General features: G+C 71.2%; 10 protein-coding genes and 2 pseudogenes. 6 read left to right on the top strand and 6 right to left on the bottom strand.

Going from position 1 to position 10526, the window contains the following annotated elements:
• Positions 1–155: 155 nt before the first annotated feature.
• Together AB0J04_RS33170 and AB0J04_RS33165 are read right to left on the bottom strand one after the other, a co-directional pair.
• Positions 156–277, bottom strand: a pseudogene (locus tag AB0J04_RS33170) (leucine zipper domain-containing protein); the annotation flags it as partial.
• Between the two features lie 105 nt (positions 278–382).
• Complete coding sequence (locus tag AB0J04_RS33165; RefSeq protein ID WP_363172323.1) at positions 383–781, bottom strand: VOC family protein; 399 nt, start codon at positions 779–781, stop codon at positions 383–385.
• Positions 782–873: 92 nt separating this feature from the next.
• Between AB0J04_RS33165 and AB0J04_RS33160 the strand changes: the two genes are divergently transcribed.
• The 4 genes and pseudogenes from AB0J04_RS33160 (at position 874) to AB0J04_RS33145 (ending at position 4319) form a co-directional block, all read left to right on the top strand.
• A complete protein-coding gene (locus AB0J04_RS33160) occupies positions 874–1863 on the top strand; it encodes a YafY family protein (RefSeq protein ID WP_363172322.1) in 990 nt (329 codons plus the stop codon).
• Positions 1864–2009: 146 nt separating this feature from the next.
• Positions 2010–2339: a hypothetical protein gene (locus AB0J04_RS33155; RefSeq protein ID WP_363172321.1), complete on the top strand. Its 330-nt coding sequence runs from the start codon at positions 2010–2012 to the stop codon at positions 2337–2339.
• A 92-nt stretch (positions 2340–2431) separates the two neighbouring features.
• Complete coding sequence (locus AB0J04_RS33150; RefSeq protein WP_363172320.1) at positions 2432–3538, top strand: amidohydrolase family protein; 1107 nt, start codon at positions 2432–2434, stop codon at positions 3536–3538.
• Between the two features lie 18 nt (positions 3539–3556).
• Positions 3557–4319 (top strand): annotated as a pseudogene (locus AB0J04_RS33145) (nucleotidyltransferase domain-containing protein).
• Positions 4320–4377: 58 nt separating this feature from the next.
• Here AB0J04_RS33145 and AB0J04_RS33140 read toward each other — a convergent pair.
• The 4 genes from AB0J04_RS33140 to AB0J04_RS33125 form a co-directional block, all read right to left on the bottom strand.
• On the bottom strand, positions 4378–5388 hold the full coding sequence (locus AB0J04_RS33140) for a COX15/CtaA family protein (protein ID WP_363172319.1): 1011 nt from the start codon (positions 5386–5388) through the stop codon (positions 4378–4380).
• A 66-nt stretch (positions 5389–5454) separates the two neighbouring features.
• Positions 5455–6171 (bottom strand): ABC transporter permease, encoded by a 717-nt coding sequence (locus AB0J04_RS33135; protein WP_363172324.1) that lies wholly within the window; start codon positions 6169–6171, stop codon positions 5455–5457.
• Positions 6172–6313: 142 nt separating this feature from the next.
• Complete coding sequence (locus AB0J04_RS33130; RefSeq protein WP_363172318.1) at positions 6314–7237, bottom strand: ABC transporter ATP-binding protein; 924 nt, start codon at positions 7235–7237, stop codon at positions 6314–6316.
• 125 nt (positions 7238–7362) lie between these two features.
• Complete coding sequence (locus AB0J04_RS33125; RefSeq protein WP_363172317.1) at positions 7363–8160, bottom strand: AAC(3) family N-acetyltransferase; 798 nt, start codon at positions 8158–8160, stop codon at positions 7363–7365.
• A gap of 161 nt (positions 8161–8321) precedes the next feature.
• On the opposite strand from AB0J04_RS33125, the gene AB0J04_RS33120 reads away from it, so the two are divergent.
• Both AB0J04_RS33120 and sufB read left to right on the top strand, forming a co-directional pair.
• Complete coding sequence (locus AB0J04_RS33120; protein ID WP_363172316.1) at positions 8322–9065, top strand: metalloregulator ArsR/SmtB family transcription factor; 744 nt, start codon at positions 8322–8324, stop codon at positions 9063–9065.
• The gene (sufB, locus tag AB0J04_RS33115) at positions 9062–10486 is read left to right on the top strand and encodes a Fe-S cluster assembly protein SufB (RefSeq protein WP_363172315.1); all 1425 of its coding nucleotides are present in this window, start codon (positions 9062–9064) and stop codon (positions 10484–10486) included. The genes AB0J04_RS33120 and sufB overlap by 4 nt, the downstream gene beginning before the upstream one ends.
• Positions 10487–10526: the final 40 nt, after the last annotated feature.

The raw sequence follows: 10526 nt of genomic DNA, 5'->3' as shown, positions 1-10526 counted from the left end.
GTACGTCCAGTACGAGGACTTCCGGCCGGCACACCGAGAGCACGCACCGGACGCCGCTCCTTGACGGGCAAACGTTGCCTGCCGCGGCACTAGCTGGGGTGTCTCGGGACCTTGGTTGCGCGAAGTCCTCGAAGGCGAGCTGCTGCGGGATGTCCGCGGGTGCGGGCGTACCACTTGGCCAGGCAGCGGCGGGAGATCCCGGCTTCCGCAGCGACGTGTGCGATCGGACGTCAGGCGTCGATCCGCAGGCACAAGCGCAGACGTCCTTCGGGGGCAGCGGTGCGTTCCCGTGCCCCCGCTGGTGGCGCTCCTGGACTCGGTGGCCGCGTTCACCGGGAGCCCTGGGATCTCAGGGCTCCCGCGTGAGCGGCTGTGCGTGGCGTCAGCGTGCGAACTTTTCGACAGCCGCCGGGGTGACGGGGGTGAAAAAGTTGACGAGGTTGCCGTCGGGGTCGCGGAACAGCAGCGACCGGTTGCCCCAGGGCATCGTGGTCGGCTCGGTGACGAAGTCGGTGACGAAGCCGGTCAGGTTCTGGTGAACGCGGTCCACGTCGTCGACGAGGAACTCGGTGATCACGCTGTGGTTGTCCGCCGGGCGGGCAGAGCCCGGGGCGAACAGCGGGACGGTGCGGGTGCCGGCGATCGCGAGGGTGGCGCCCGGGGTCTTGAGTTCGGCGAAGTCCTCGGTGGCCCACGTCGCCCGCACTCCTGTGGCTCGCTCGTAGAACTCGACGAGGCGCGCTACGTCGCTGGTGATGATGCGGATCGAGACGAAGTCCATGGGATCTCCTTGGCTGTGCTGGAGGCGTGCACGTCGCAGGCTAGGAGAAATAGTGGACAGAATCGGTCCTGTATTCGCGCTAGGTTGTGCACATGCCTCGACCCACTGGCCGCGTGCTGACACTCCTGGAGCTGCTGCAGTCGGGCGGCACCCGGACGGTGGCCGAACTGGCCGGCCGGCTCGGCGTCGAAGGGCGCACCGTGCGGCGGTATGTGGACCAGCTGATCGACCTCGACGTGCCCGTGGAATCGGTGCGCGGCCGCTACGGCGGGTACCGGCTCGCCCCCGGGTACCGCTTGCCTCCGCTCATGCTCAGCGACGACGAGGCGCTGGCCGTCCTGCTCGGTCTGGTCGCCGGCCGCCGGGCAGGGCTGACAACGACGCAGCGCACGGCAAACGAGACGGCATCGGCGAAGATCCGCAGGGTGCTGCCCGAGCACATCGCCCGCCGGCTCGACGCACTCCTGGAATCCCTCGCCTTCACGGAACAGCCCGGAGAGTTCGACACCCCGGACGCCGGGGTCCTGCTCACCATCGCCGATGCGGTGCGCCACCGCCGGCCGGTCTCGATCCGCTACACCGACCGTGACGGACGGCGCAGCGAACGCACACTGCACGCGTACGGGATCGTCGCCCATTCGGGCCGGTGGTACGTCACGGGCAAGGACGCCCGGATCGGCGAGGACCGAACCCTCCGGCTCGATCGCATCGCAGACGCGCGGACCCTGCCCGGTTCATTCGAAGCGCCGGCGGGTCCCGGTCCGGCACAGCGCGTGTTGTCAGGATTCGCCACGGCTGAGTACCGGCATGAGGTGACCTTGCGGATCCACGGGACGGTCGAGCAGATCCGCGCCCGCCTTCCCGCCGGCGTCGCGAGCCTGGAGGAGCGCGAGCCGGCGGCAGGCGAGGACCGGGCAACCGAACGCTGGCTGCGCGTCGAGCTGCGGGCGGAGCGGCTCGACTGGTTGCCCCCGGTACTCGCCTCACTCGACCGGCCGTTCGTCATCGAGCGCCCCGCTGAACTGCGCGACCTCGTCATCGAGCTCGCCGATCGCCTCGCGTCCCACGCCCGCCGAGCCTGACAGCGAGGAGCCGATGTCATGAGATGGCACAGTCGGCGCCTCTCCTGCGGCGAGCCCCTCGGTGCGGCGAGACGGCCGGGGTGCGTGGTCAAGGCCACGCACCCCGGCCGTCGCCGTTCGTTCTACCCGTCGGTAGCATCCTGGCCATGGCAGACACCAAGCAGGACGAGAAGGCCGAGCGCACCGCGGCGCGGCTCGCCAAGCAGATCAGCGCCTTCTCCAAGGAGCACGGCGGGGCCGAGGGCCAGGTCGCGTACATCGGCGAGCGCGGCGCCCGGATCGTCCTCGTCGGCGAGGACGGCGGCTGGGGCGACCTGGTGGCCCCCTCGGTCGCGGTCGCCGAGAAGGCCGTCGAGAAGGCCGGGATCACCGTCCACGAGTCCTTCGACGGCGAGTTCGCGTCGAAGGTGACCACGGGCCGCTACGAGTGGACCCGGATGGCGGGCATCCAGGTCGGCGGACCGAAGAACGGCTGAGCAGCAACAAACGGCTGCACAGCAACACCTGACACCCCGGTCACCCGTTAGGCCCCGTGGAAGCGACGTGGTCCAGCGCCCGGGGAGTCCGGATGATCGAAACGCCGTCCTTGGTGGACCAGTACTGCCACGGTGTCCTGAGAACGGAGCTGGGTCTCGGCACGTTCGAGGCCCAGCTGGCCCGCACCGAGGGCCCGCCCGCCCCGGGCACGACGCTCTTCGACACCCAGACGGGGTTCGCGGTACGCCGTTGGTGCCCCCCGCTGCTCGGCCTGGAACCGCACTCGCCGCCCGCCCGCTATCTCGCCCGGCGTCGTGAGCTCGGCGTACTGGAAGCGGGCCGCCGGCTGCTGCGCGGCAGCGGCATCACGACGTACCTGGTCGACACGGGGCTGCCCGGCGACCTCACCGGACCGGGCGAGCTGGCCTCCGCGGGCGCTGCCGAGGCCCGCGAGATCGTGCGCCTGGAACTCCTCGCGGAGCAGGTCGCCGACACCTCCGGCACCGTCGAGTCCTTCCTCGCCAACCTCGCCGAGGCGGTCCACGCGGCCGCCGTGAACGCCGTGGCCTTCACCTCCGTCGCCGGTGTCCGGCACGGTCTGGCTCTCGCGCCCGAGCCGCCCGGCCCGGGCGAGGTGCGCGGCGCGGCGGGCCGCTGGCTGGCCGCCCGCCGGGTCGGCGGCGAGCTGAGCGACCCGGTGCTGCTGCGGCACCTGCTGTGGATCGCCGTCGCCTCGGGCCTGCCGCTGCAACTGCACGCGGGGCTCGGGGCGCCGGGGGCGCGCATCGACCGCACCGACCCCGTCCTGCTCACCGACTTCGTCCGGGCGACCGCCGGCCTCGGCACCGACCTCGTCCTGCTGCACGGCTACCCGTACCACCGGCACGCCGCACACCTCGCCGGAGTCTTCTCGCACGTCTACGCCGACTCCGGCGCGGCCCTCGTACGGACCGGCGCCCGCGCCGCGACGATCCTCGCGGAGACCCTGGAACTGGCCCCCTTCGGCAAGATCCTGTTCTCCAGCGGGGCCCAGGGGCTGCCCGAGCTGCATGTGGTCGCCGCGCGGCTGTTCCGGGAGGCCCTCGCCCGGGTGCTGGGCACCTGGGTCGCGGAGGGCGCGTGGTCGTTGACGGACGCCCAGCGGGTGGCGGGCCTGATCGCGGCGGGCAACGCGCGCAGGGTGTACGGGCTGGAGTGAGCTGTACAGACTGGGCGGATGACGACCCGCACGAACGCCCTGCTGGACCGCTTCCTGGCAGCACTGACCGGGCTCGCCGAGCTGTCGCGCCCGGGCCCCGTCGCCGTATGGGCGCACGGCTCGCTCGCGGGGGGCGACTACCAGGAGGGCCGCAGCGACCTGGACCTCGTCGCGATGCCGGCCGGGCCCCTCACGCCGCGCGCGGTGTGGGATCTGGCCCGGCTGCACGCCCGGCTGCGGGGCGAGCCGCTCGCCCCGCAGCTGCACTGCACCTACCTGACCCCCGCCAGGGCGGCAGAGCCAGGGCGGCGGCACCTGACGTGGGCCCACGGCGAGCTGTTCCGGCGGCCCGTCACCCCGGTGACCCGGCGCGAACTGCACGACTTCGGCCGGGTGCTGCACGGGCGGTCGCCCCGCGCCCTGCTGCCACCGGTGACGGACCGCGAACTCGGCGACTTCGTCGTCCGCGACCAGCGGGACTTCTGGCGGCCCGCGCTCGACAGGGCCCACCTCTGGCACCGGGACGTCTGGGTCGACCTGGGAATGCTGACGTACGCCCGCGCCGCCGTCACCCTGCGCGAGGGCCGGCTCGTCTCCAAGCGGGGGGGCGCTGGACGTGCTGCCCGGGCTCGGGGCGCCGGTCGAGGTCGTCGAGGACATCGAGCGGCGCCGGTACGGGCGGCCCATGGAGGCCGCCGAGAACTGGCCGCGCCGCAGAGGCGAACTGACCCGGGGCTACCTGGGCCCGGCGATCGACGACCTCGTCAAGACGTACGGCTGAAGCACGTACGGCTGAAGTACGTAAGGCTGAAGCACGTGAGCCTGACGCAGGCGCGGGTCTACGCGCGCGTGCCGACCGTCGCCTCGGTCGCAGGGCCCGGCAGGTCGATCGTCGTCAGGGGGCGTTCGCGCAACGCCAGCAGCACGCGCAGCACCGCGATCCACACCAGACAGGAGCCGAACATGTGCGCGCCGACCAGGACCTCCGGGAGGTCCGTGAAGTACTGGACGTAGCCGATGGCGCCCTGGGCGAGGAGGACCAGGAACAGCTCCCGGGTGCGGTCCAGCGGGCCCTTGGGGGCGTCGACCGCCTTCAGCACGAACCACAGGGCGAAGGTCAGCGTGACGACGATCCAGGCGAGCACGGCGTGCAGCTTGGCCACAGTCTCCCAGTCCAGCGGCATCCGCTCGACCTCGCTGGAGTCGCCCGCGTGCGGACCGGAGCCGGTGACCACCGTGCCGACGGCGATCAGCAGCGCCGAGGCGACGACCAGGAACCACACCAGCTGCTGCACGGACGCGCCGACCAACGGCTTGGGCGTCCCGTCGCCCTCCCGGGTGCGCTGCCACATCAGCGTGGCGACGGCGGTGAGCGCCGAGGCGAGCAGGAAGTGCGCCGCGACCGTGTACGGGTTGAGGCCGACGAGCACCACGATCCCGCCGAGCACCGCGTTGCCCATCACGAGCCAGAACTGCGCCCAGCCCAGCCGGGTCAGGCTCCGGCGGTACGGCTTCTCCGAGCGCGCGGCGATGATCGCCCAGCCGACGGCGGCGCACAGCACGTACGTCAGCATGCGGTTGCCGAACTCGATGGCGCCGTGGAAGCCCATCGCGCTGGTCGCGGTGAGCGAGTCGGCGGTGCACTTCGGCCAGGTCGGGCAGCCCAGGCCGGAGCCTGTGAGCCGGACCGCGCCGCCGGTGACCACGATGACCACGGACATCACGAGCGCGAAGAGGGCCGCCCGCTGAACCGTCCGGGGTGTGGGGGTCCAGCGTGCGGCGATGAAGACGAGGGGGTTGCGCACGGCGGCTACGGCGTCGGCGCGGGTCACTTTTGGCACGCGTCCCATCGTAGGCGGCCGCTTGTGCACGCTTTCACGAGGGTCCCCCGTGTCGCCGGTCTCCGCTGCCCGTGGCTACTCCCAGCGGAAGAACCTCCCCGCCGCCGCGAGTCCGACGACCGCCCACACGGCCAGGATCCCCAGGTCGCCCCAGGGCATGCCCGCGCCGTGCTGGAGGACGTCCCGCAGGCCGTCGGAGAGGGCGGTGATCGGGAGCAGGCCGAGCACGTCCTGCGCGGCGGGCGGGAACTTGTCGAGCGGGACGATCACCCCGCCGCCCACGAGGAGCAGCAGGAAGACCAGGTTGGCCGCGGCCAGCGTCGCCTCCGCCTTCAGGGTGCCGGCCATCAGCAGCCCGAGGCCGGAGAAGGCGGCAGTGCCCAGGACGAGCAGGAGCAGGACGGCCAAGGGGTTGCCGTGCGGGTCCCAGCCCAGCGCGAAGGCGATCGCGGTCAGCAGGATCACCTGGAGGATCTCCGTGACCAGCACCGACAGCGTCTTCGCCGTCATCAGACCCCAGCGGGGCAGGGGCGAGGCGGCGAGCCGCTTCAGCACCCCGTAGCGGCGTTCGAAGCCGGTCGCGATGGCCTGCCCGGTGAAGGCCGTCGACAGCACGGCGAGCGCGAGGATGCCGGGGGCGAGGAAGTCCACCGCCTCGCCCGCGCCGGTGTCGACGATGTCCACGCTGCCGAACAGGGCCAGCAGCAGCGCCGGGATCACGACGGTGAGCAGCAGCTGCTCGCCGTTGCGCAGGAGCATCTTCGTCTCCAGCGCCGCCTGCGTCGCGATCATGCGGGGGAGGGGGGCCGCGCCGGGCCGGGGGGTGTAGGCGCCGGTGGCGGTCACGAGCGCAGCTCCTTGCCGGTCAGCTCAAGGCTGTGCCTTCCCGGGGGACGACCCCCGGACCCCCGGCAGATCCGTGTGTGAGCCGGGATCATGAACGCAACTCCTTGCCTGTGAGCTCCAGAAAGACGTCCTCCAGGGTGTGCCGTTCGACCGAGATCCGGTCCGGCATCACCCCGTGCTGCGCACACCACGAGGTGACCGTGGCCAGCAGTTGCGGGTCGACCTTGCCGTTGACCCGGTAGGAGCCCGGGGTCAGCTCGGCGGCGGAGCTGTCGGCGGGCAGGGCCTTGAGCAGCGAGGCGACGTCGAGACCGGGGCGGCCGGTGAAGCGCAGGGTGTTCTCGGCGCCGCCGCGGCACAGCTCCTCGGGCGAGCCCTGGGCGATGACCCGGCCCGCGTCGATGATCGCGACGTCGTCGGCGAGCTGCTCGGCCTCGTCCATGTGGTGGGTGGTCAGGATGACCGAGACGCCGTCCGCGCGCAGGTCCCGTACCAGGTCCCAGGTGGCGCGGCGGGCCTGCGGGTCGAGGCCGGCCGTCGGCTCGTCCAGGAACACCAGCTCGGGGCGGCCGACGACGGCCATGGCCAGCGCGAGGCGCTGCTGCTGGCCGCCGGAGAGGCGACGGTAAGTCGTGCGGCCGCAGGAGCCGAGGCCCAGGCGCTCGACGAGGGCGTCGACGTCCAGCGGGTGCGCGTGCAGCCGGGCGACGTGCCGGAGCATCTCGTCGGCCCGCGCACCGGAGTACACGCCGCCCGACTGGAGCATCACCCCGATCCGGGGGCGCAGGTCGGCGGCCTGTCGCACCGGGTCGAGGCCTAGGACGGACACCGCGCCGGAGTCCGGCTTGCGGTACCCCTCGCAGGTCTCGATCGTGGTCGTCTTGCCGGCGCCGTTGGGTCCGAGGACGGCGGTGACGCCCGGCCCGGCCGTCAGGTCGAGGCCGTTCACCGCGGTCTTCGTCCCGTACCGCTTCACCAGGGCCTGGACCCGTACGACAGGCTCACTTCGCATGGCTCAAGAGTCTAGGTTCGCGGGCGGGGGCTCGGACCAGGGGGTACGGGAAGTGGCCATGCGCGACGGCGGCCGGGGCGGGCGCTTTCGAAATCCGTCCTCGAGCCCGCCGTCGAAACCGGCCTTCAGAGCTCCTCCTCGCGGGACCGGTGCAGCGGCAGCCATCGTTCGGCGTAGGCCACGGCGTCCGCGACCGGAAACAGCCGTACGTCGGCCGCGCCCACCCGGCCGCGCACGACGGCACGGTCGCGTTCGAAGTCATGCCCCAGTTGGTCGAAGCGGTCCGAGCTGATCGACACCTCGGGCACCGCCTCCCAGCCGTCCTGCCCCGGCCGGCCCACCGTGACCTGCGGGGACGGGATCCGGTACTCGGCCAGGTGGAAGCTGGTGCAGGCGTCGTAGCCCGCGCCCAGGAGCAGGACGCGCGCCCCCAGCTTCTCCAGACGGGCCAGGGGGCTGCGCTCGCCGAGCCGGCAGTCGGGCGCGTGGCCCTCGGTGATCTCCGCCGCCCGCGGGCCGAGCGCCGCGAACGACGTCTGCGGATGCGCGCTGCGCAGGGCGCCGGGCCAGGTGCGGACGGTCTCCGGGATCACCCCGACCCCGCGGGAGGGCGTGATGAGCGGGTCGTACACGGGCATGGACGCCCGGATCGCCTGCCACCAGTCCCGGGGCACCGGGGGATTGCTCCACAGCGCGGGGTCCGACAGGTCGCCGGACTGGGTCGGAACCGCCAGGGTGCCGTCCGGACCGAGCGCGTCCAGCACTCCCCGGACGACCGCGACGGCGCCTCCGCAGACCCACCCGAGGGAGCTGAGCGAGGAGTGCAGAAGGAGCGTTTCACCGGGTTGGACGCCGAGTCCGAGCAACTGTGCGGCGACTGTGTCGCGGGTGACAAGAGGGCCGGTCGGAGAGGGTATGGGCATGGTCCGGCAGTCTTGCGGACGGGCCGGGCCGACGCCACCGGTTTGATCGATCAATGATCGTTTCCCCAGGTCAGATTAGGTATGCCTAAGTGACGCAGGGCACCGTCCGGCGGACAGGGCCCGGCTTGCCTGCCTCCGAGGAATTACGCAACAATGGCGTTGTGAAAAACGTCGGCGAGGCTCGGGAGGCCCGCACAGGGACCCCCCAGGAGGAGCTCGCGACCGGAGAGCGCTCGACGCGCAACCGGGTCGCGCGGTCCATCCTGGACCACGGGCCCTCTACCGTGACCGAGCTGGCCGGACGCCTGGGCCTCACCCCGGCCGCCGTCCGCCGCCACCTCGACGCACTGGTCGCCGACGACGTCGTGGAGGCCCGCGAGCAGAAGGTGTACGGAGCGCGGACCCGCGGCCGCCCCGCCAAGGTCTTCGCGCTCACCGACTGCGGCCGCGACGCCTTCGACCAGTCCTACGACAAGCTCGCCGCCGACGCCCTGCGCTGGATCCAGGAGCGCCTGGGCGGGGAGGAGGCGGTCGTCGCCTTCGCCCGCGCGCGGATCGCCGAACAGGCCGCCGAGTACCGCAAGGCGGTCGAGGCCGCCGCCCCCGAAGAGCGCACCGAAGCCCTGGCCAAGGCCCTCAGCGCGGACGGGTACGCTGCTACGGCGCGCAGCGCACCGGTCGGCGAGCAGCTGTGCCAGCACCACTGCCCCGTCGCCCATGTCGCGGAGAAGTTCCCGCAGCTCTGTGAGGCGGAGACCGAGATCTTCTCCCAGCTGCTCGGCACCCACGTCCAGCGACTGGCGACCATCGCGCACGGCGACGGCGTCTGCACGACGTTCATCCCCAAAGTTTCCACAGCCACCCACCAAGCATCTGCAAGTACCGCCGGGAGGAACCCCGCATGACGCTCCCCATCGAGGAGACTGCCCACCCCGAGCTCGAGGGTCTGGGCAACTACGAATATGGCTGGGCCGACTCCGACGTGGCCGGTGCCTCTGCCAAGCGCGGCATCAACGACGATGTCGTCAAGGACATCTCTTCCAAGAAGTCCGAGCCCGAGTGGATGACGAAGCTCCGCCTCAAGGGCCTCAGGCTCTTCGAGAAGAAGCCCATGCCCAACTGGGGCTCCGACCTCTCCGGCATCGACTTCGACAACATCAAGTACTTCGTGCGCTCCACGGAGAAGCAGGCGGAGTCCTGGGAGGACCTGCCCGAGGACATCAAGAACACGTACGACAAGCTCGGCATCCCCGAGGCGGAGAAGCAGCGCCTCGTGGCCGGTGTCGCGGCCCAGTACGAGTCCGAGGTCGTCTACCACCAGATCCGTGAGGACCTGGAGGAGCAGGGCGTCATCTTCCTCGACACCGACACCGCGCTGAAGGAGCACCCGGAGCTCTTCAAGGAGTACTTCGGCACCGTCATCCCGGTCGGCGACAACAAGTTCGCGTCGCTGAACACCGCGGTGTGGTCGGGCGGCTCCTTCATCTACGTGCCGAAGGGCGTGCACGTCGAGATCCCGCTCCAGGCCTACTTCCGGATCAACACGGAGAACATGGGCCAGTTCGAGCGGACCCTGATCATCGTCGACGAGGGCGCGTACGTGCACTACGTCGAGGGTTGTACGGCCCCGATCTACAAGTCGGACTCGCTGCACAGCGCCGTGGTCGAGATCATCGTCAAGAAGAACGCCCGCTGCCGTTACACGACCATCCAGAACTGGTCGAACAACGTCTACAACCTGGTCACCAAGCGCGCCGTGGCGTACGAGGGCGCGACCATGGAGTGGATCGACGGCAACATCGGCTCCAAGGTGACGATGAAGTACCCGGCCGTCTACCTGATGGGCGAGCACGCCAAGGGCGAGACCCTCTCCATCGCCTTCGCGGGCGAGGGCCAGCACCAGGACGCCGGCTCCAAGATGGTCCACATGGCGCCGAACACCTCCTCCAACATCGTCTCGAAGTCGGTGGCCCGTGGCGGCGGCCGTACCTCGTACCGCGGTCTGGTCGAGATCGGCGAGGGCGCCCACGGCTCCAAGTCGAACGTGCTGTGCGACGCGCTGCTCGTCGACACCATCTCCCGCTCCGACACCTACCCCTACGTGGACGTCCGCGAGGACGACGTGTCCATGGGGCACGAGGCCACCGTCTCCAAGGTCAGCGACGACCAGCTCTTCTACCTGATGAGCCGGGGCATGACCGAGTTCGAGGCGATGGCGATGATCGTGCGCGGCTTCGTCGAGCCCATCGCGAAGGAGCTGCCGATGGAGTACGCGCTGGAGCTCAACCGGCTGATCGAGCTGCAGATGGAAGGCGCGGTCGGCTGACCCCGCCCATCTGCCGGCACACTTCTTGACTTCAGAAAGC

Origin of the sequence: Streptomyces sp. NPDC050263 (assembly GCF_040655955.1) — a bacterium.
GTDB lineage: Bacteria > Actinomycetota > Actinomycetes > Streptomycetales > Streptomycetaceae > Streptomyces.
Note: the sequence above shows the minus strand (reverse complement) of the source record. Positions and strands in the feature narration are given on the sequence as shown.